Annotated in this window: 17 protein-coding genes and 1 pseudogene; 3 read left to right on the top strand and 15 right to left on the bottom strand. The window is 58.6% G+C overall.

Translation table 11 applies throughout. The features are described 5' to 3' along the window. Nucleotides 1–320: 320 nt before the first annotated feature. Nucleotides 321–614 (bottom strand): DUF1488 family protein, encoded by a 294-nt coding sequence (locus PAN31108_RS13795; RefSeq protein WP_107337584.1) that lies wholly within the window; start codon nt 612–614, stop codon nt 321–323. After that, the gene (locus PAN31108_RS13790) at nt 604–1,560 is read right to left on the bottom strand and encodes an MBL fold metallo-hydrolase (protein WP_246183946.1); all 957 of its coding nucleotides are present in this window, start codon (nt 1,558–1,560) and stop codon (nt 604–606) included. Before PAN31108_RS13790 ends, PAN31108_RS13795 begins: the two co-directional genes overlap by 11 nt. A gap of 164 nt (nt 1,561–1,724) precedes the next feature. On the opposite strand from PAN31108_RS13790, the gene PAN31108_RS13785 reads away from it, so the two are divergent. Next, nucleotides 1,725–2,255, top strand: a complete 531-nt coding sequence (locus PAN31108_RS13785) for a hypothetical protein (protein WP_257960005.1) — start codon at nt 1,725–1,727, stop codon at nt 2,253–2,255. An 881-nt stretch (nt 2,256–3,136) separates the two neighbouring features. Here the strand turns inward: PAN31108_RS13785 and PAN31108_RS26785 are convergent. From PAN31108_RS26785 to PAN31108_RS13725, 12 genes and pseudogenes are all read right to left on the bottom strand, one after another. After that, a pseudogene (locus PAN31108_RS26785) lies at nt 3,137–3,318 on the bottom strand (integrase); the annotation flags it as partial. 253 nt (nt 3,319–3,571) lie between these two features. Continuing rightward, nucleotides 3,572–3,910, bottom strand: coding sequence for a rhodanese-like domain-containing protein (locus tag PAN31108_RS13775; protein ID WP_107338532.1), 339 nt, complete (start codon nt 3,908–3,910; stop codon nt 3,572–3,574). A 524-nt stretch (nt 3,911–4,434) separates the two neighbouring features. Continuing rightward, nucleotides 4,435–4,767: a hypothetical protein gene (locus tag PAN31108_RS13770; RefSeq protein ID WP_150669392.1), complete on the bottom strand. Its 333-nt coding sequence runs from the start codon at nt 4,765–4,767 to the stop codon at nt 4,435–4,437. Nucleotides 4,768–4,967: 200 nt separating this feature from the next. Then, complete coding sequence (locus PAN31108_RS13765) at nt 4,968–5,165, bottom strand: hypothetical protein (RefSeq protein ID WP_107338534.1); 198 nt, start codon at nt 5,163–5,165, stop codon at nt 4,968–4,970. A 608-nt stretch (nt 5,166–5,773) separates the two neighbouring features. After that, nucleotides 5,774–5,986 (bottom strand): cold-shock protein, encoded by a 213-nt coding sequence (locus PAN31108_RS13760; RefSeq protein ID WP_107338536.1) that lies wholly within the window; start codon nt 5,984–5,986, stop codon nt 5,774–5,776. A gap of 511 nt (nt 5,987–6,497) precedes the next feature. Beyond that, nucleotides 6,498–6,728 (bottom strand): hypothetical protein, encoded by a 231-nt coding sequence (locus PAN31108_RS13755; RefSeq protein ID WP_107338537.1) that lies wholly within the window; start codon nt 6,726–6,728, stop codon nt 6,498–6,500. A 193-nt stretch (nt 6,729–6,921) separates the two neighbouring features. After that, nucleotides 6,922–7,125: a cold-shock protein gene (locus tag PAN31108_RS13750; RefSeq protein WP_107338538.1), complete on the bottom strand. Its 204-nt coding sequence runs from the start codon at nt 7,123–7,125 to the stop codon at nt 6,922–6,924. A gap of 760 nt (nt 7,126–7,885) precedes the next feature. Continuing rightward, the gene (locus PAN31108_RS13745) at nt 7,886–8,689 is read right to left on the bottom strand and encodes a transglutaminase-like domain-containing protein (protein WP_150669391.1); all 804 of its coding nucleotides are present in this window, start codon (nt 8,687–8,689) and stop codon (nt 7,886–7,888) included. Between the two features lie 305 nt (nt 8,690–8,994). Continuing rightward, entirely contained in the window at nt 8,995–9,234 is a 240-nt protein-coding gene (locus PAN31108_RS13740) for a hypothetical protein (protein ID WP_107338539.1), read from the bottom strand. Between the two features lie 51 nt (nt 9,235–9,285). Next, nucleotides 9,286–9,378: a cold-shock protein gene (locus PAN31108_RS13735; protein WP_107338540.1), complete on the bottom strand. Its 93-nt coding sequence runs from the start codon at nt 9,376–9,378 to the stop codon at nt 9,286–9,288. 291 nt (nt 9,379–9,669) lie between these two features. Further along, the gene (locus PAN31108_RS13730; protein WP_150669390.1) at nt 9,670–18,285 is read right to left on the bottom strand and encodes a glycoside hydrolase family 94 protein; all 8,616 of its coding nucleotides are present in this window, start codon (nt 18,283–18,285) and stop codon (nt 9,670–9,672) included. Between the two features lie 45 nt (nt 18,286–18,330). Then, nucleotides 18,331–18,792 (bottom strand): hypothetical protein, encoded by a 462-nt coding sequence (locus tag PAN31108_RS13725; RefSeq protein ID WP_150669389.1) that lies wholly within the window; start codon nt 18,790–18,792, stop codon nt 18,331–18,333. 75 nt (nt 18,793–18,867) lie between these two features. On the opposite strand from PAN31108_RS13725, the gene PAN31108_RS13720 reads away from it, so the two are divergent. Both PAN31108_RS13720 and PAN31108_RS13715 read left to right on the top strand, forming a co-directional pair. Continuing rightward, nucleotides 18,868–19,686, top strand: a complete 819-nt coding sequence (locus PAN31108_RS13720; RefSeq protein WP_107338479.1) for a PRC-barrel domain-containing protein — start codon at nt 18,868–18,870, stop codon at nt 19,684–19,686. Between the two features lie 191 nt (nt 19,687–19,877). After that, entirely contained in the window at nt 19,878–20,747 is an 870-nt protein-coding gene (locus PAN31108_RS13715) for a slipin family protein (protein WP_150669388.1), read from the top strand. Between the two features lie 38 nt (nt 20,748–20,785). Here PAN31108_RS13715 and PAN31108_RS13710 read toward each other — a convergent pair whose 3' ends face one another. After that, a complete protein-coding gene (locus PAN31108_RS13710) occupies nt 20,786–22,042 on the bottom strand; it encodes an AI-2E family transporter (protein ID WP_246183945.1) in 1,257 nt (418 codons plus the stop codon). Between the last annotated feature and the right edge of the window lie 113 nt (nt 22,043–22,155).

Below are 22,155 nucleotides of genomic sequence, written 5' to 3'. Positions count from 1 at the left end.
CTCCTACCGCTTTCCAGGAGTTGGTTTAAAGGGACTTTGCTAGAAGCCCATTGGCCCGATTGAAGGGGGCATGTCACTCACAGAGAAATCGCTGCATCCTACAAATCAAATACTTAGCGCTTTACCCGCGACGTCGGCACCCTAATTTCTGTCCATGGACTTGGACATAATTTAGGTACTTTTCTGCGACGAGACAAAATATAGGTGCAAAACTGTTGCACGTCCTAACGTGGACAGAATAAGGGGCCAATTCTGTTGCCGCAGTCAAGCTTGACTGACGGCCAACGCTCTGACGCGGAGTCTTTCGGTCCACCGAGATTCTATTCGCCAGGCTGGTGTGCCGACGTCCACCGAAAGTGCCCACTACGCAGCAGAACCGGGGCGCCATGACACAGGAGCAGATAGCGTTCAGCGGTCTTTTCGATGGAAGCCCTATGCGTTTTGAAGGCAACCACCAAATCATCGACATGGCACGACTTTGCCTCGAAATGATCTTCCAGCGCTTCCGCTGAGATCGCACACACAATTCGCTTACGCTCACAGTCCGCGGCAAATTCGATCGTCATGTCGTCTGCGTTATACGCGGGCGCGACGTGCGGGAATTCAATCTTCACGGTGTTCGCCCTCGCCATAGGAATCGCCAGTCGGAGCGACGATGCTGTCATCCAGGCAAACGCTTTGCATCGGCTCTACCACCTGACAGGGCCATCCAAAGCGATCGGCAATGCGCCTGCGCAAACTGTCGGCGGCAGCAGGCTCGCCATGATTCAGAAAGATGCCGCCCACCGGTTTGTGAAACTTCGAAAGCCAGTTCAAAGTTTCGCCATAGTCTGCGTGAGCAGATAGCGTGTCGAGTTGAACAACCTCCGCGTTGACGTGAACGTAATCACCAAATATTTTGACTTCGCTCCCGCCATTCACCATCGTCGAGCCACGCGTACCCGGCGCCTGAAACCCGGTGAAGAGCACCGTGTTTCGCCAATTGCCGCTCATCGCCTTGAGATGGTGCAGGACACGTCCGCCCGTGGCCGTGCCACTTCCCGCGATGATGATGGAAGGCATCGCGCGCGTGTCCAGCCATTTGGACTGATCGACGCTCGTGACGAACGTGGCCGCGCTGCACATTTGCTCGCACTCCGAGGCACTCAACCGCTGGTCGGCAAGATGTGACGAGTAGGTTTTCGTCACGTTGATCGCCATTGGACTGTCGAGATTGACGGGCACATCGGGCATCTCTCCGACCGATTTAAGCCGGGCAATCCAGTAAAGCAGGCTTTGCACCCGTCCAACGGCAAACGCGGGGACGATCACGCTGCCCCCGCGCGCAAACGTCCGGTGCAGGATCTCTGCCAACTGAGCCCCGGGATCGGTGCGGTCGTGCAGCCGATCCCCGTATGTAGACTCAAGGACGAGGAAATCCGGCGTTTCTGGATTGGCCGGTGCGGGCATGATTGGATCGTCGGTGCGTCCAAGATCGCCCGGGAAGAGAATCCTCCTCCCGTTGGCATCCACCTGTGCCATCGCGGCCCCAAGGATGTGCCCCGCATGCCAGAAGGTCACCTGAACTTCCGGGCAGACCTCAAGCGGGGTGTCGAACGCCCTCGGAGTCAATCGCTCAATCGCTCGCCGGGCGTCGTCCGTCGTGAAAAGCGGCAGTGCAGGGTGGTGTTTCGACTTGCCGTGACGGTTCAGGAAGTCGGCTTGCCGAGCAGGGGCGCGAGTACGTGACGGTACTCGGTCCGGGCCAGCGCACACCTGCGCCATGGCTGAACATCATCGCCAATCCGGAATTTGGTTTCCAGGTCTCGGAGTCAGGGGGTGGCTATACCTGGTCGACCAATAGCCAAGCCAATCAACTGACGCCATGGTCGAACGATCCGGTCGTCGATCCGTGCAGTGAGGCGTTCTTTTTGCGCGACGACGAAACCGGGCATCTCTGGAGCCCGACCGCATCTCCAATCCGTCTTGAGAACACTCGCTATATTGCCTCTCACGGTTTTGGATACAGTCGTTTCGAACATGCCGTGTATGGCATCAAGACCGAACTCGTGCAATTCGTGAGTTGGCACGATCCTGTCAAGCTCTCCGTACTCACCATCGAAAACCGTTCGAAGCGCCCGCGCAGACTCTCTGCTGCAGCATACGTCGAATGGGCGCTATGCGGAAGGCCCATGACAGGCACGCCAGCCCACCGGATGACGTCGCTGAGTCCATCGAGACCCAATGCGGCAACACTGCCCGGCGCATCCGGTTGACCGACGATGCAAAGGTCCGTCGCACGTGCGGCATTCGCCAGGATCGCCGGTGCCGCACCGTAGGGTGTGTGCCAATCGCCAGCGATGTCTCTCTCGGCACACAACTGGGCGAAGAGATGCTCAGCCGCCTGGAGTGCCGTGCGCGAATGCGACTCGGTTTGAAAATGCTCGCCCGACGACTGAAGCTGTCCTGAGTGAACCGCCCCGGGACGGTGAGGCAAATAGATGCCCGAGAGACGGGCCTAGTGTTGTCGCTCCAACTCGGCGCTAAAGCGCAGCCGCGCCGCCCCCGTCGCGGTGTCGTCCACGTGAACGCAGATTTTCCGTAGGCTCATTTGATCGCTCCTGAGATGGGTGTCTTCCTGTTCACCCAACGGTTGGCCGTGACGTCGTATCGCCACTGTCTGCCTATTTATAGCCGCGTGACCACGATTCACGACGTCTGCCGACGCCTCGCGTTGACGTGCGTCAAGCCGCAGCAAGCCAGATCGGCGCAATGCGATCCCGCGCCCTAAAGTTCAACAACAGAACGGACTCAACGGTTCAACGGATCACCTTTACGAATAGCGGCTATGTAGAGGCGCAGGGTATCAACAGCGACGCTGTCGTCTCAAACACGGCGCTTGACTTTACTGGGACTGTCGTCAACCAAGCGAGACGGACGATCCTCAGTTAGCAAAGTGGTCTTTGATATCTAGCCGCACGGGTATTCCTTAGTCATGGCAATCAAAAAGGGGCGTAGCTTGAGATGACCGTTAGCCGAAATGCCCCTGGCGACCGGATTTCAGCCCTCGCAATGCCTTGGGCTTCTTTTTGTCGTGGCGGGTTGGGTGATCTGGTTGACCACGTCTCGCCGTCTTCAGTCCCCGGGCTTTGATTCACGCTTCGAGGCTTTCCGGGGGCTGTTCTGTGATTTCATGCACTGGCCGCTGTGTCTTCTGCTGCATGACTGTTGCCCTCGACGCCGCTTACGTCCGCGACGGACATCCTGGACACGCAACCGCGTGAGGTCGCACGCCTGAGGCTTGCTATCAATCGCGAGATTGAACGTCGCGAGCTTCCGAGAGTACGAGCCTCCATCATTCCAGCTCCTCAATTCTCCAGCACGGTGGCACCAGCCTGATATTGCTCGTCGGTGACCTTTGCCAGCCAGGCAACAGGGCTGCCGTTCTGTGATTCAGCGATCGCGATGTGAGTCATCGCCGTGCTTCGCCGAGCGTGCTATGTAGATCTTTGAGTGCAAGCCCCTCATCAAGGCGCACTCGGATCGAGCACTCAAGTCCGCTCACTGCAAGGTCGAAACCTTCGTCGAACCATCAGTTAATACTGTCGATCATCAGCTTCTCTGGCCGTCCCAATTGAGTCAGCCGAATGGCACCTCGCGTTGCGCCATTGCAGTGCGGTCCCGCGCGGTAGGTGACGAAGGGCGTGTCGTGCGAATAATCGGCGAGCTTCGACGCGATGATCTTGCCGTGCATCAAGTTCACGGCGCCAGGAATGTGGCTGCATTTAAACAGCGCCGGACTTCGAACGTCGAGCAACACGAAGCCAGGCGATCTGCTATCCAGTGCACAGACAACATCGGAGCGATCGGTTTCAAATTGCAGCGACGCGCGAAAGACGGCGAGTGCCGCGGTGCTCTCGGCGACGGGGATGACAGGCTTTGCCCATTCGGACTGACCAAGCTGCGGGAAAGCTTGCTAGATACACTGACGCCGCGCACGTAGCAGGACTCGCCTGCGCACGAATCTACGATGCGCTGGCACAAAAAGATAACGAGAGTGATCGAAATGACAGAAACGCTCTGTTTAAATATCTTTTTATATGGGTCGTCGGGGAGGTGCGGCAGGAGTTTGCGACAGGTCGCCTCGTGCCCGTCGATTGTCGCCGCTCAGAAAGCGGAGTATCACTTACTCGGCTCTTTAGGAAAAGCACGAGCGTGTTCAGCAATTAATCGCGCTCCTCTTATCTGGTTGCCCAATAAACCAGCAAGATGACAGCGACAGTAACTGCCGCAAAGAACCAGGATACGCTTCTCATCAGGTTTCCCCTCCTTAGACATTGGCCGAAAAAGTCCACACGATCAATGCTCCGAAGGGTCGACGTTGTTCGCACCCGTAAGAATTTTCGACAAGCGAGGTAATACTTGTCGAGTTTCGCCCACGGGGGCTCGCAGCAATTAAGAGAATGCGGGATGTCCCTCATCTAGTCCCACGACCTCATCGTAGATGTGGCCGCGCGTACGCCCGTCGACGTTTTGCCAGAGGCGCGCCAACCAATACTTCATTTTTCGTTGAGAAATGACATTCGCACTAACGACGACCGCCGGGAACTGAATATTCTCCCCAATCACTTTTCCCTGTAGATACTCGTACGCGTTGGCTCTGACGTATTCCTTGGCCTTAACCAGGTCTGTGGCGCTCGAGGAAAACGACAAATCGAGGCAAGTGAGTGTCCACGCCGCGTCCTGGCGTTCGCCATAGACGTGCAGTAGTATTCGCTCCATTTTCATGATCAACTCCTTATGGCACATGCCTAGCATATGCACTGATGCATCTTTGCCGGGGCAGGAATAACGTCAGATGTGGGCGGCGAAACCACACTAAATCGGGCCGAGCAAGAAAGTGAAAGGTCCATGCCCGGCAAGAAGATGGCGCGAGTGCCAACGAAAAGTTTTGTTGAGCCGATACTATTAAAATGACTTATGTTTTATTACCACGCAGGGCGAATGGTGTATGCGTGTCGGAAGTAGGCGCGGCCAAATTGCGTCGGCTCAAAGTGCTTGCCGACCCGATGTATCAACTCGCGTGCGAGCAACGCATTGATAACCGCATCTGATGGTTGCTTCGGGTTTTTTTCCGCAATGCGTTGAAGCGCCGCAGTGATGGCTTGTGCTGAAAGGGCGAGCATATTCGCTCCTGTAAAAGTTTTATGACCCTGTGCGCTGCGCTTCGATAGAGCCGCTCAGTTGGGGAATTTGCGTTCAGCGGCTCGCCGACGTAGCCACTTAGCGATGGGACCGTGCTGCGCATGCGCAGACGCGTCAGTCCGATTGTTCAAACAAATCGCACGGGCGATCGATCCGAAAGAAAGGAGCCGTGCCGCGTCAGCTGGCACGTAGCCGGAATACAAGAACCAGTTAGGAGATGCGCCCATGGGGTTATGCCTCCAGCGAAGCCTCGTTGATAAACCCGTCTATCAATGTGCGGCCGAACTCGTCGCCAGCGCGCCGCGCATTGCCAATTGAATCGAACAGGACCGTCTCAAGGCGAAACACTCGCGACTCTGACGGCAGAACTGAACCGATAGACGTACTCGGGGTAATGCGCACGGATACAGCCAGCAATCTTTCGTGCTTACGGCTTGCTTGGGTCGCGTCCGGGTCTAAAAACACCAGAGTTTCCAAACTGAAGCCTCTGTATGAGGGTGATGTGTGCGACATATTTCCTCCGACATGACGAGCACTGCCGCATCGCGGCGTTGATACGGCGATGCTAGCGAGCGATATAGGGAAGAAGCTACGCGGGCTTGATGTTGGATGCCTGCAAGCCTTTCGGGCCGCGCGTGACGTCGAAGGAAACGTGCTGGTTCTCTTGCAGGGTGCGAAACTCCGTGCGCCCTTGAGGTTGAATTTCTGAGAAGTGGGCGAACAAGTCATCCCCGCCATCATCCGGGGTGATGAAACCAAAGCCCTTGCTGCCGTTGAACCACTTTACAATTCCGGTGCTCATGTGAACCCCAGGTTCTCCCTGCGAATAGTCCTCGCGGAACGCGTGACTCGGCGCAAGTGGCGGACAACCAAGAAATTCAGAGATCGGAAGTGTCTCGCAATGAGATCGACGCTTGATCGATAAACGTCAGACTTGATGTTCGATATATTTGTTATACGCGCATTGCATCCAGGACTCAATGCATATTGTGTAAGTGTTACCCAGCCTGCCCTGCCTTAGTATTTCGCCGACTTCTCAAGTTGCCCCGCATTTTGAGCGGCGTACATTCCTTTCCTGGGCGACATCCGTTTTTGGGGCAGGTACATCAATTGCGTGAGGCGACATCGGGGATATCTCCTCCGTGGCGCGCCGGATTAACACGAGTTTTTGTCAACGGACCGGAGGAAAGCCTGACCCTGCGATGTGATCGCGCTGTTCCCTAAGAAAGCGTGCTGGCGCCATTATCTGACTGACGAAGAAACCAGCCGATCAACGAGCACACGTCTTGCGATGTGACCGGGTGCTACTCAGATCAACCGCGATTGTCGATCCAGTCGCGTGCCCATGCGCTCGCGTGCCCCAGCGCTTGCAGTTCGGTGTCGAAATAGTCCAGTGCATGGAATGTGTATGCGGCGGGCGCCGCATGGGCGGCATCGCCCCGCTCGAGCAGGAGGTTGGCCGCAAACCAGCCGTCCGGAAGCAGGTACGCGGAGGGGGAGACCAGATACCCGTTGTAATGGTGGTTATGGTTATTATTTTTCATAAATGGAAAGCGAGTGACCGTTGCATGGCATTCGGGCCATACAAGTCGGAAACTTCGAAAGTGGGAGCGAGACAGATCGTGTCGGAAAGACAAATGATGCACACCTCGAAATGGTGCGATCAAGTCGGGAGCGCAATGGCTCCGCTCGGATGCTATACAAGCGAAGGGCCGGTTGACCGGCCCTTGAACGACGTTACTGCGGGGTGATATTCGATGCCTGCAGGCCCTTGGGGCCGCGCTTGGTCTCGTAGCTAACCTTTTGATTCTCTGCGAGCGACTTGAAGCCTTCGCCTCGCACTTCGGAGAAGTGGGCGAACAGATCGTCGCCGCCAGCATCTGGCGTAATGAAGCCGAAGCCCTTGCTATCGTTGAACCACTTAACGGTACCGGTTTCCATGATGAATCCTTGAAATAATCGAATTAACTCCGTTGCGGAGCGAGAAAAACTTCAAGGAGGGAGAGAGGACAGCGAGTACCGCGCAGAAAACGCAGAAAAATGATGATCAGCAATCGAGCTTCTTGAATGTTTCTTCGGACACAGTACGTTGAGGGTTCGGCACTGTCAAGGTATTTCGTGAGGCGAGGACGCTTTCGGTCAAATTGCGATAAAGAATAATCGGCTGCATTTATTTGCAGGGGCATCACTCGCTAACGATGCGCTTCCGAAGACTGTGGAGCGAAAAACGATCGGCGATCGTCACCGGCTCAGACGATTGTAGCGAGTGATTGGGATTCTTGTTCGCTCGACGAAGCGCGGTCGTTCGTGACGCAGCCTGATGCTCACACAATGAATGCGTCACCCGCACCAAAGGCCGGTGTGTGAGTCGGCGCCGTCGGCATAGATATTAGGCAATCGCCTAATATTCTGCTCGGAGAGAGAAGTTTGGAACCTCCTAACACATGCACCCCATGCAGGTGTGCGCCTAAACGGAAATTCGTCGTGCCGACTGACGGCTTGCGACCCACAACTGACATTCAACCTTCTCCAACGCGGCCGCTGGAAGAGACCTCATGCGTTGGCTAACCTTACGCCGTCGTGCCACGAACGCTAAGCAATTCTGCAATGCATCGCTCGACTCGAACGACGACATTGCAACGCGAACGCGTCCTATCCGTACATTTCCGCGCCGACTCGGCGTTGGCGGACTGTGGCTCGGTCATTCCCGGTCGCAGTGCACCTTGAAGTGCGTTAGGACGGCGGGCCCGAATGCATTGCTAACTGCGACATCGGCAGCATCACGTCCGTATGCCATCAAAACACGCCCAATGCGCGGCGCGTTGTTTCTCGGATCGAAGGTCTGCCAGCTACCGCCCACATAGGCTTCGAACCACCCCGCGAAATCCATCGGTGCCGCGACGGGCGGCAAGCCCACATCGCTGATATAGCCGGTGCAGTAGCGCGCCGGAATATTCATCGCCCGGCATAGGGTGACGCCCAGATGAGCGAAATCTCGGCAGACGCCTTTGCGTTCACGGTACGCGTCCCACGCCGTTTTGGTCGGCCGCGCATGCCCGTAATCAAATTCGATATGCCGGTGCACGAAGTCGCAGATTGCTAGGGCAGTCTCGCGACCCGGCGTGCACTGGCCGAAAAGCTGCCACGCGACTTCGACCAACAGATCGGTTTCGCAATAACGGCTGCCTAATAGAAAAATCAGCGTGTCGTCGGGCAACTGCTCAACGGGATGGCCCCTCCCCTCGATGGGCCGCGTTTCCATGGCACTTGGCACATTCAGCAGCGCTCTCGTGCTCAATTTCACACGCCCGACAGGCGCGACGATTCGACTGCACAGATTGCCGAACAAATCGCGGTACTGCCGTATTGGCACCGGCGGATCGGTAACGAGCAGATCCGCTATGGCAATATCCTTTGCATGCGAAAAATGCGTGTTCAACATCAGCATCATCGGCGTAGGCTGTGGGCACTCGTACGACAGTTCGTATCCGACGCGAAGTTTCATGGATCCTCCCCGATTCGGCTGATTGCGGGTGACATCGAGCGTGGCATTCCAAAGGCGCATTGCTGGACACGGCACCAAGAGATGTTTCCCCAGTGGGCTCATCCTCGCATATAAAAAATAATCGCGTGCTGTTGTTCCTGAGCGGAACGCTGGGGCGAACGCTTACCTGCTAGTTTGATCTTGGGGCTGACCAGAGCCCAATGCCGTAGACGGGTGTCGTCAACTCTTTAACCGTACCGCATAACCGGCCGGGGGCGTCCCCTTGTGCGTCACGGAGCGCATTGCGTCGGGGAAAAAACATGGAATCAGTTGCCGGGACCGAGTAACACGTCGATTGCAGCTTGACCGGCGATTTCGGCTACCAAATAGGCCCATCGCTCAGTAAAAGGGCCGTTGCGCAACGGGATGCGGCCTCCCCGAGCGCCTAGCACTTCGAGATTTGTAGTGCCCGTTATCTGAAAGGTCACATCAAAAGTGTCCTCATCAGCAGCCGGAATCAGTTCGACCTGAATCTCGAAGCCGCGGTACGCGATCGTTCGGTGCATGAAAACCTCCCTTTCATCGTTGGACCCTAACACGAGTCAGCATTGGACGGCTTAGGCTACTTGTTGATCTGCGCCTCCATCATCCGGTGTTATTAAGCCAAAACCCCTGCTTTCATTGAACCACTTGACGATACCGGCACTCATAAATCACCTCTCGAATATACAACGCTTTAGCATCGATAATTACAAGGTAGGGAGGCGTTGATAAATACACAACCAAAAAGGTCAGAGATCGGAAGTGTCTCGCATGGATCGGGGGACCGACGCACTATCGAAAAAGCCAAACTTGATATTAAATAAATATTTAATACGCTTTTATTGAGAATCAAACAAGCGGTTTATTTTTTGTTTATATTTATAATTCATTTTGTTTTTCCTTAAATTTTTAAAAAATACAACCAAAATCATCATCCAATTCGGTGATGAAGAAGAGCGTCACACTGGCGATAGAAGACTGACCTGCACACGGTGGGTACGTCCATCGTCGACCAGCGGTATGTCTGGATCGTTGCCTTCCAAAAGTTGCCCGTCGATCGTGACGGATGCTGGGCCTTGACTCTGGCCATGCGGATTGGCCACCGAGATGAGATAACGGGATTCGCCGAATTGATAGCTAAAGCGATACCCGCGCCACTCCCGGGGAATGCACGGTGCAATGCGCAGTGCGTTGCCGCGCTTATCCAGCCCCAGTATGGACTCCACGGTACCGCGATACATCCACCCCGCAGCGCCGGTGTACCAGGTCCAACCGCCACGGCGCACGTGCGTTGAGGAGGCGTAAATGTCTCCGGCCATAACGTAAGGCTCCACCTTGTAGGCATGCACACCGGCGCGCGTGTCGGCATGATTGATGGGGTTGAGCATCGTAAGCATGTCGCCAGCACGGTTGCCGTCGCCCATTTTCGCGTATGCGATCATGCACCAGGTGGCGGCGTGCGTGTATTGCCCGCCGTTTTCCCGAATGCCGGGCAGGTATCCCTTGATATACCCGGGATCTCGCGCCATCTTGTCGAACGGTGGCGTCAACAACAGGATGAGGTCGTCGCCCGGGCGCACCAGATAGTGCTCGACAGATTCCATCGCCCGACGCTGCCGGTCTACATCTCCCGCCCCCGAAATCACACTCCAGCTCTGAGCAATCGAATCGATACGACACTCTGCATCGCCCGCAGCGCCGAGCGGTGTCCCGTCATCGAAGTAGGCTCGCAGGTACCATGCGCCATCCCAAGCGCCATTGTTCAGCGCGGCATGCAAACGCTCAGCATGTGCCCGCCATCGCGCTGCGGCGTCGACCTCTGCGCGCGCTTGCGCCAAATCGGCAAAGGGCAACGCGGTGGCATGCAGGAACCAGCCAAGCCAGATGCTTTCGCCTTTGCCTTCCATCCCGACGCGATTCAGACCGTCGTTCCAGTCGCCCCCGCCGATGAGCGGCAGGCCGTGAGTGCCCGTTGCGAGACTGCAATCGATGGCCCGCTGGCAATGCTCGAACAGGGTTCCGCTCTGCGCTGTGACTGTCGGCACGTAATACGCATTCTCTTCGGTGTCGGGGGCAGCGCGTCCCTCCAGATAGGGCACCGGCTCATCGAGAATCTTCGTGTCACCCGTCACTCTGACGTAATGATTGACCGAGTACGGTAGCCAAAGCCTGTCGTCGGAGATATGGGTGCGCACGCCACGACCTGAGGGCGGATGCCACCAATGCTGCACATCCCCCTCGACAAATTGCCTTGCGGCCGCCTTGAGCAAATGCGCCCGGGCAAGATCGGGGCGCGCATGGCACAGCGCCATGCAATCCTGCAGTTGATCGCGAAATCCGAACCCGCCGCTCGCCTGATAGAACGCGGCACGCGCCCACATGCGGCAAGACAGCACCTGATAGAGCAGCCAACCGTTAAGCATCAGATCGGTCGCCCGGTCCGGTGTCTCGACCTGAAGCTGCGTGAGAATCGCGCGCCATTCCGATTTGACCGTTGCTAAGACCGTGGCCGACGATGTCCCACGGTAGCGTTGAATGTATCTCCTTGCCGCGTCACGGTCGTTCGCCTGCCCAAGAAGAAGCGTCAGTTCGACGCGTTCGCCGGGGGCCAATGTGATGTGCGTGAGTAGCACGCCGCAAGGATCCATGCCCGCGCCCGTCGCATTGCTGAGCGCCGCAGCGGATATCAGCCCGGCAGGACGGGCGAGATCGCCGTTGCGTCCGATGAATTCTGTGCGGTCGCCGGTCCAACTGGACTGCTTGCCCTGCCAGTCCAGAAAGGCGATGCGCTCACTGAATTCACCGTTCCATGCGTTGGTGGCGAACATTCCGCCCGTGACGGAATCGATCTCCGAGACGACAAACGGCGCATTGCGGGCACGTCCGGCACCTAGCACCCATTCGACGTATGCCGCAGCAGAGAGTCTGCGCGGGCGCTTTGAACGGTTTTCGATGGTGAGTACGGAGAGCTTGACAGGGTCGTGCCAACTCACGAATTGCACGAGTTCGGTCTTGATGCCATACACTGCATGTTCGAAACGACTGTACCCAAAACCGTGAGAGGCAATATAGCGAGTGTTCTCCAGACGGATTGGAGATGCGGTCGGGCTCCAGAGATGCCCGGTTTCGTCGTCGCGCAAAAAGAACGCCTCACTGCACGGATCGACGACCGGATCGTTCGACCATGGCGTCAGTTGATTGGCTTGGCTATTGGTCGACCAGGTGTAGCCACCTCCTGACTCGGAGACTTGAAATCCAAATTCCGGATTGGCGATGACGTTCAGCCATGGCGCGGGTGTGCGCTGGCCCGGACCGAGTACCGTCACGTACTCGCGCCCCTGCTCGGCAAACCCACCCAGCCCGTTGAAATTCTCAAGCGCAGGGGCGGGCAACGGCATGTCAGCGAGGTCATCGTCACGCGTTGTGCGCGTTCGGCCGATATTCAACGGCTCGTGGATAATCCTACGGCCCATGCGCACGACTTGTTCTTCGAGGCTGCCTTGTCTCGCCCCCGCGAGTACGACACGGGCGGCAGTTAGCAACAATGTCATTTCCGCTGCCTCCAGGCCGTCGGCGCGAATGACGGAAATGCTGCCACGGCCGTTGTTAGGCCCGGATGTGACCTGTGTGCCGCTGACCATCGTCTGAAGCGAGACTTGCAGATCCTCGATATAAGACACCTTGCGTTCATTAAGAATCACGAGGTCGACCGGAACGCCTTTGCCTTGCCAGTATTCGTGGGCACGCAGCAACTGTCTGACAATGTCGCGGTCGTCCTGATCGTCCACCCGGACCAGTACGATGGGCAGGTCTCCGGAAATGCCAAATCGCCATAGCGATGGCGCACTGAGCGTGTTGCGTTTGAGCACCTCGACGGCAGCACGCATAGCGGCGTCCACATAGAGCACCCGGTTGGCGATGAACTGAAAGAGCTGTGCGTCATCGGCGGTGATCCCCAGATAGTGCAGATTGACCTGTCCCTGAGTCCACGCCAATGTCGAGATGCGTTGGAAGCTTGCCGGGTCGTGATATTTGTCGGTGAGATCGAGCAATGCCTCACGGCTCGGCGCCACCATCGTAGAAAACACCAGATGCTCGGTCCCACCGGGAGCAACGATAATGCGCGTGCGCAGGCTGAAGATCGGATCCAGTACCGGGCCTACCGTATTCGACAGCGGACGGCCGTCCATCACCGCCAACGGGTCGCGAATCGTTCGCCCCCGCGTGATGAAACGTGCCCGATCCGTCTCATAGCCCACGTTGCCGCCATGCGGCGAGCGCGCCAGCACATGCGCCGCCCACAAGGGCGTATCCGTGCCACCGCGAGGGCGGCGCATGGCGAGCAGACCCTGCACTTCCGGCAGGTATTCGGTCTGGACGAACAGATTGGAAAACGCAGGGTGCGCCGTGTCGCTCGCCATCGGCGCCAGCACGACTTCGGCGTAGGAAGTGACCTCAATTTCGCGCGTCAGCGCGCCCTCATTGGTGATGGACAGGCGACGGACTTCGGCGTTGTCTTCGGGCGACACTATGATTTCCAGCGTCGAGACAAGCGAGCCTTCCTGCCGGACGATGCTTGCACGATCCTCCGAGAACGCCACGTCGTAGGCGTCTGGCTCGGTGTCCACAGGCTGGAAGGTCGCGGACCAGACAGCGTCATTTGCCGTATCCCGCAGAAACAGATAGCTGCCCCAGAGGTCGCACGTGAGGTCCTCGCGCCAGCGGGTCACGGCAGCGTTGCCGCATAGGCTGTATCCAGACCCGGCGGCAGTGATCATGACGGAATATTCGCCGTTCGATAGCAAGTGCGTGGCGGGAGGGGTCTGACCTGCGGAATAGAATCGCCGCATGACCGGCACAATCGCCTCGACACCCGTTGGCGTGTCCGCGATGTCGGGCGCGAGATCCACCGCGCTGATTTCGCGCGGGTTCGCCTCATGCAAGAGCAAATCGGCGGCCCTCACGACGGGCTGACGATGGAAGCGTTGCCGCATGACGTCGCCGAACAGCACGTTCGTCAACGCGACCAGCGACATGCCCTGATGATGGGCCATGTAGGTGCGAACCGGAACGGCGTTACAGTTTTTCGGTAGCCGCGAAGCGGTGTAGTCAATGGCGTCGTAATAACCGAAGACACCGCGAGCGCCAACACCATCGAGCCGCTTCAGGTTGGCCACGGCGTGCGGCAAGTCGTACATTGCGGCGAGCACCGTAGCGTAGGGCGCGATCACGAGAGACCGCGCCAGCCCACGCTTCAATGCCAACTCGGGCACCCCGAAATCCGAGTATTGATAAGTCAGCGCGCGGTCGCGTATGTTGCAGGCTGACTCGGAGATGCCCCATGGCACATTCCGCGCCTTCCCATACGCAATCTGACTTGCCACGGCAAGCTCGCACGTTGAATCCAGCAGGCTTCTATGCGGATAGTCCATCACGAGCGACGGCATCAGGTACTCGAACATCGAACCGGACCATGACATCAGCACCGCGGCCTTGCCGTAAGGCGTCATGATGCGCCCGAGCCGGAACCAGTGCGTTGCCGGCACATCGCCCTTGGCAATGGCGATGAAGCTTGTCAAGCGAGCTTCGGATGCGAGTAGATCGTAGTATGAGTTGTCCAGTTCGGCGTCTGCCACTCGATAGCCGATCGAGAACAAGCGTCTGTCGGCCGCGTACAGGAAGCGGAAATCCATCTCGTCGAACAAACGGCGCGCCAATGTCGCAACGGCTTCGAACCGTTTCACGATGTCCGCGCCAGGCAAAGGTGACAGTGTGAAGTAATGAAGCGATTCGCCCTCAGGCGACACGTCCGGCGCAAGATCACGCACGTGACTCTTCACGTCGCTACGGATTGCGCCGACCCAGTAGAGCACTTCGCTATGCGCCGCGTCACCGCGTTCGTTCACGAATGTCTGAGCGAGATCGAGTAGGGTGGTCACAAGCCGGTCGATCGCATTCCAGCGCCGGCGCCAGCCTTCGGATGCGTCAGCGATGACATCGACCGGTTTGGACGGTGCCGGCTGGAGGAGCATGAGTTCCAGCGCATCGAGTTCTTCGTACAGGTGAGTGCGATTCACCGTAAGCGTTCTCCGGTCATCGCTCTCGTGGGCGATGGCGTCGCGCAGCAGGGCGACCGTGTCGAGAATTCCATCGAGTTGCGCGCGGGAAAATACCGGCTCAAGGGGAATGTCTTCGCATGCGCTCGCGACGACGAGCAGATGGCCGGCCAAATTGCCGCTGTCGACGCTCGACACATATTGCGGGGCCAGCGCGCTGAGGTCGCGGGTGTCGTACCAGTTGAAAAAATGCCCCTGGTAGCGCGCAAGCGTCGACATCGTGCCAAGGGTTCGCTCCAGGCGCTCTAGCGTCTCCGTCACGCCAATCCAGCCGAAGTCGCGCGCAGACAGCACCGACAGCAGATAGAGGCCGAAGTTGGTGGGTGAACTTCGATGCGCCACCACGGGGCGCGGGTCTTCCTGGAAGTTGTCAGGCGGGAGCTGATGATTGTCGTCGTCGACAAAGGTGGAAAAAAAGCGCCAGATACGCCGGCCAGCCATTCGCAGGGCGGGGTTATCCTCTGTGAGGACGAGGGACGGGCGCGTGGGGGCCGGCCGGCGGCTGATCCATTGGGCGACAAACGGAGAGAGACTCCAGAGGATCAGAAAAGGGGCCGCCCACGGGAGGCTTGCAGGTCTGAGCCATGCAACGATAGCCGTGCACAGCGCCGTGAGCGTGATGGCGCCGCGAAACGACCAGAGAAAGTTGCCCACCGAGCGTGCGGTGTGCAGCTTGACCTGTGCCGCCGTCACCCACTCGAGCAATCGACGTCGCGAGACGGTCAGCCTGAACAGCGTGCGTGCGATGGCGTCGATGGCGAGCCACGCGTGGTTGGCCAACATCGAGGCCAAGATCAAGGTTCGCTCGACGCCGCTGCACATGTCGCGGCCAACCGCGCGCCAGTGGCTCGGCATCCAAATGCCGGTCTGTGACGGGATCAGGCCTGTCGCTATCAGAAATAGCGCTGGGGCGGAAATCGCAAGCACCACCAGTGCCGACCAGATCCCGACAGGCGCCTGCGCGACTGTCCACGCGCACACCAGCGTGGCCAGCGCCGCGGGCGCGGTAATGGAGCGGCGCAAATTGTCGAGCATCTTCCACCGCGCTGCGGCCGGAGTCGCACCGCCGCGCTTGCCGACGATCCATGGCAAAAGCTGCCAGTCGCCCCGGATCCACCGGTGCAGCCGCGCAGCAGCCACCTGAGCATGGGACGGGAAGTCCTCGAACAGCTCGATATCGGTGACCAATCCACATCGGGCGAAATTGCCTTCGAAAAGGTCATGACTGAGAATCGTGTTCTCCGGAATTCGCCCCGCAAGCGAGGACTCGAAAGCGTCGACGTCGTACAGGCCTTTGCCAACGTAGCTGCCCTCGCCAAGTAAATCCTGATATACGTCGGACACGGCGCCGGCATAGGGGTCGATGCCATAGCGCCCTGAGAACAGACGTGAATAAATGGTTCCTTCGCTCATCGTGGGCAATGTTGGCGTGATGCGCGGTTGGAGGATGCCGTAGCCGGCAACCACACGCCGAGAGCCCGGATCGATGTAAGGACGGTTCAGTGGGTGCGCCGCAGTGCCGACGAGCTGCCGCACGGCGTCAATCGGCAGACGCGTGTCGCTGTCGAGCGTGATGACGTACCGCACGCCGGGAGGTGCCCATGGCGCGTGTGCGTCAATCGTCATGAACGAGGTGTCGGTGGCACCTCGAAGCAACCGGTTGAACTCGTGGAGTTTGCCTCGTTTGCGCTCCCATGCCAGCCATTTGCGTTGCGTTTCATTCCAAAGCCGCCTGCGATGGAACAGGAAGAAGCGGGGCGTGTTGGAGGTCCCCTCTGCATAGCGGGAATTCAGCGCCGCGATGCGCGCACTGGCGGCTGCCAGCAGCGGCATGTCGCTCTCGATGTGTTCCTCATCAGCATCGCGCCAATCGGAGAGCAGGGCAAACCGGACATCGCCCTTGGGATTCGCGAGATAGTGCACTTCCAACTGTGCGACCTGTGCAGCAATGTCCGCTTCGTTCGTCAGCATCATCGGCACGACAACGAAGGTGCTGAGTTCAGGCGTAATACCGTCGGCCAGCTCAAGGCGTGGCAAATGACGCGGAGGAATGAATCGGGTCAATGTGCGTTCGATGAGCAGAACGGCAAGTTCCGATGCCGGGAACTGACCGCACACGGCCAATAGCACCAGACCGGTGATGCTCACCCCCGCGATGGCGCTGAGCCAGACTGGAACCGCCAGGATCAGGCCACTCAGCAGACAAACGCCGAGAATGTAGGCCGCAGCGCGATGGTGGGCATCATGCAGGCCCCAGCGATGGGTGATCGGCACACGATAGGCAATCTCGCGCTCGAAGGCACCGCGGCCGGAAGATAGAAGATAGTAGCCCGGGTCTGTGCGACGCGGCATGTCTTCGGCGTCAGTCGCATCGCCCGTGCCCGCCGCCGCAGCCGCCGCTCGGAGATTCAGCGCCTGCGTGACCTCAAGCTCCGACAACCGGGATCTCGCCGCCAATTTCTCGATCTCGTGCCGGTAGCCGTCTCGAGTCGCAAAGTCCATTTCCGCGTACCCGGCGTTTTGGCGCAGATACGCGTCGACCAGGCTGACTTCCTCGAATAGCGGATGCCAATCGAATGCCCGCATGTCGCGCAGGCTAGTGATGACATTGCGCACGCTCATGTTGGCCGCCGCCTGACTGGCGTGTTCGGCCTGTACGACTTCGTCGGCCGATTGCCCTTGCTGCGCCAGTTGGTCGCTCAGCCATTGCAGAGACCTGTCCTGATAGCGCAGGCGCTGGATCAACTGGACCGTAAACGCCGGCTCGAACGGCTCGACGACAGCTGCAGCGGCCTTCGGTGCATCATCGGCAGCGGGGGACGCAGACGCCTTATGCGCGAGCAGATCGTCCGCATATCGGTCAGCGGCCTGACGATTCACCTGAGCTCGCGTGACTTGCCCGCACAGGCGCCGGAGATTCTCGATCATCACGGCGCGCAGGGTGAGCGGCATGGCCCAGAGTTCCGCCATGCTTAGCGGCTCGACCTTCTGATAGGCGAGCAAAAAGCACGTGAGTAGTGCAGGATCGAAACGACTGTCTGTGTGCGCCACGAAGGCCCAGAGCACGCCATAGATACGCGGCAGGCCACGCAGTGGGCCATCGAGCAGCCGTGGCAACGATCGGAAAGACTTCGTGTTCAGGTCGTGCCGGACTTCTCTGAACTGGTCGGAGACGGTGCGGAAGTTATCCAGCAACCACTCCGCTGCCGGGGTGATCGAGCGACGCTGCAAGGTCGCATGCGCCGTTGCGTCATAGCACTTGCGCAATACGCGCTCGTTGTCGGCGGCGCGCGAGGTCAGGGCTCGTGTGCGGGGCGGATGAACGGCGATTTGCTGCGCACGCGCCAGACTGAGCGCATGCTGTTCCAGCCGGTCGCGGCTGAACAACTCAGCCCGAATCGGGGTTTCCGGAGGCCCGAAGTCGCTCGTCCCCCGGGAAGTTCCGACAAAGTAATCCATTCCTGGCGGTTTCCACATGCCGATGTCTCCGGCGTTGCACGGCGATCAGGAGAACACGGGGTGTTTGTCATCCAGACCGACGACCTCGTCGTAAATGTGGTCTCGCGTGCGCGGGTCGAAGTGCTGCCAGATTCGAGCCAGCCAGTATTTCATCTTGCGCTGGGAAACGTCGTGCCCGCTCACCGGCACTGCCGGGAACTGGACGTTCTCACCGACCATTTTTCCCTGCAGGTACTCGTGGGCATTGGCTCTGACATATTCTTTGGCTCTCATCAGATCCGTGGCGCTGGAGGAAAACGACAGATCCAGACACGTCAATGTCCAGACTGCGTCCTGACGTTCTCCGTAGACATGAAGCAGTATCCGTTCCTTTCTCATGATCGACTCCTCTTCGCACATGCGCGGCATATGCCTCGAATGATGGTCGCGGCTTTTCCCGAGCGCGTCGGTTCGATACCGAACGGACTCGCCAGAAACTTTGACGTAGGGTGAAGGCGACTTCGGCATCCGATCGTCTCCATCGCGTAGCGTTTGCGTACGTGCGGACGCCGTCATTGACAGGCGATTCACGGGAGGTTTGCCATGTTACGAACCCTGGACGAACTGGAGGCCTGCACCATCCGCGCGACTGACGGTGATGTCGGTCTGGTGAAAGATCTGTACTTCGACGACAAGGCGTGGGTCGTTCGGTACCTCGTAGTGGAAACCGGGACGTGGCTTGCGAATCGGCAGGTATTGATTTCGCCGATTTCCATTGGTCAGAGCGACTGGCTCGACGAAATCATTCCGGTCACGATCACAAAGGATCAGGTAAAGCACAGCCCGGACATCGACACGCACAAGCCGGTCTCGCGTCAGCATGAAGCCGACTATCTGGCGTATTACGGATACCCCGACTACTGGGGCGGCGAGGACGCTTGGGGAGAAGGCGCATTCCCGAGCGGGCTCGCCAGCGGCAGCCGGTCCGAGCAGGATGCCTTTCGCACCGCACGAGAAGCGACGCATTCCCATGACGAAATGGTGAATCTGCCGCGACACGATCCGCATTTGCGAAGCGCGGATGCGGTGACCAACTATCACATCCATGCCAGCAACGGGGACATTGGACACGTCGAAGGGTTGCTCGTGGACGTCCACACATGGGCGCTGCGCTACCTCGTCGTCAACACCAGCAATTGGTGGATGGGCCATCTGGTGGCCGTCCCCGTGAAGGTGATTGAGCATATGAACTGGCTGGACGCGACGGTGTCGCTGGCACTGACGCGCGAAGCGGTGAAAGCCGCACCGCCCTACGATGGCAAAGCCCGGCTCAATCGGCAGCAGGAGATCAGCATCCATAACCACTACGGTCGCGCGGGCTACCGGGACGATCCGACGGCTCACAAGCAAGACGATATTTAGGGCCGTGGCATCAAGCGCCCACATGCGGGGCATCTCGGTACGCCAGCGGACCGAAATTCGCTCTCCAGGACGTTAGATTGGGCGCCCAAAGCGACTATGAGTCATGCATTACGTGGGCTGCCTGGTCAGGTAGGCCCGGTTTGTCTTACGTGCAGACAGTGCACGTGTCTGAAGGTACAGGAGCCCTCACCATGAATTCCATCACTTCCTTTCTGGTACTGGTGCTTCTTCTCGCGGGCGCGGTAGCCGGCGTCTACATCAGTCCGTACCTTGCACCATGCTTTCTCGTCGCCGCCGTATTGCTCGGCTCGACGTTGAAGATGGCTAACGCGTGGCAGAAGTTCGTGATTCTGCGCGCCGGTAAGCTGCAAAGCGCGAAGGGCCCGGGACTGTTCATGATTCTACCGGTCATCGATAGCGTCACGGCCGTGATCGACGAACGCATTCAAACCACTGCATTCAACGCCGAGCAGGCGTTGACCAAAGACACGGTGCCGGTCAACGTCGATGCGATCATCTTCTGGCACGTCAACGATGCAGAGAAGGCCGCGTTGGCAATCACGGATTACCGGCAGGCGATCGACCGGGTGTCTCAGACATCCTTGCGCGAGATGATCGGCGCGTCGATGCTTTCGACCCTGCTTTCCGATCGGAAGGCATCGGACGAACAACTGCGCGAAGAGATCGGCGCCAAGACCGCCGCGTGGGGGATTGCGGTGATGTCCGTGGAGGTTCGCGATGTCGCCATTCCAGTCGCCCTCCAGGACGCCATGTCGAGGCAGGCTCAGGCTGAGCGCGAAAAGCAGGCTCGCATGATTCTCGGCTCTGCAGAGGCTATCGTTGCGGCGAAATTTGTAGAGGCTGCGGCAATTTACGAAGGCCATCCGCAGGCATTGCAACTACGCGCCATGAATATCATCTACGAGACGACCAAGGAGCGAGGCGCCACCATTCTGATGCCGTCCTCGATGGTCGACAGCATGAATCCGGTAGCAATATCGTTTGCAGTGGCCGGCGCCGACCCGGTCAATTCGACTCCGGGCCTGAAGACAGCCGCGTAGTCATCGAATCACCGCATATGGCGGGACCCGCCGGCGATCTATTCGCCCAGAAGTTCCGCCAGGGGCTGAAAATTCTCCACGTGCTGCGACACGACCTTCGCGATGACGATGATCGGGATGCTTAGCAACATGCCGGCGATTCCCCACAGCCACCCCCAGAACAGCAGCGAGACGAAGATGGCGGCCGGATTCATTTTGGCGATCTTCCCGGTAATCCACGTGGACACAAAAGTTCCGACGAGCGCTGCAATCGCGAGAGACGTCCCTGAAACCAGCAGAGCCATCGAGAACGATTGGAATTGCATATAGGCGGCCATACCGGTCGCCGCAGCGCTCACCCCCGGCCCGAGATAGGGCACCACATGCAACAATCCCGCTGCCAGTGCCCAGGCTCCCGCGTTATCCAGTCCAATCGCGCGAAACGCCACCCAGGTGAGGCCGCCGACCAGCATATTGGTCACGAGCAACATCAGCATATATTTCTGTATGGAGTCGTTGATGTCGTCGAGAATGCGCACGGTGATTTTCTTCGACGATAGCGACGGCCCCGCCAACCGCACGAGCTTTCGCTTGAACGTGCCTCCGCTGACCAATAGAAAGAACGCTAGCAGGATCACGGTCATGGCTTGGGCAATGAGTCCCAAAGCCCCCATCGAGCCGACCCACAGAAAGGCGCTCAGCTTGAAGGCGGGTTGATCCAGCACTACATGCGTGACCGGTTGCCTCTGCGGCGAGGACAGGTCAGTGGCCTGATTGGCCGCTTTCTCTATCGCGCCTGCGGCCGCCTTCATCTTCTGAAGATTGCCAAACGTGCCGCTGCGAAGGTTATCCAATACGCTCGAGAATGTCCGTGTGGCCTCAGGCAATTGTCCAACCACTCTATCGATCTGATCGCGCAAGGGATAGCTGCCGGACACAAACACGCCGACGACGGCCAGCATGACGATGATGGCGCCAGCGGAACGTCCGACCCTTAGTTTCTCCAACCCGACGACCAGAGGGTTGAGGGTGTAAGCGAGAAGGACACCGAGCAGTACCGGGACGACAAATCGTTGCGCCCACTCCAGCGCGAACAGGATGGCGAGCGTCGCCAGAATGCCCAATGCCAGGCCGCGTGCATCCACCGGCATGCGCGGTGCAGGCTCGCTCGGGGACGCGGCCGTGTCAGAGGCTTCCAAGCCGTTCGGGGGTAAGGTCGGGATGACGTCCGATCGTTGCGCGAAAGCGTCGCGATGTCTGTCTTTCGGTCCGAAAAGACGGGCTGCGCCCCGGTTGATCCAGGTGAATGACCACACGGAGGGCCTCCTGATTCGTAGGGAAATGTTAGCGAGTTAGTTGGCTCGATCCATGAAGGGCATGCGACCTGATGCTCATTTACAGGCGGCATTTACCGTTAAGAGCAGAGCAA

It is taken from the genome of Pandoraea anhela, from assembly GCF_902459655.1.
Classification (GTDB): Bacteria; Pseudomonadota; Gammaproteobacteria; order Burkholderiales; family Burkholderiaceae; genus Pandoraea; species Pandoraea anhela.
The sequence above is the reverse complement of the archived record's forward strand: the minus strand, read 5'-3'. Positions and strand labels throughout refer to the sequence as shown.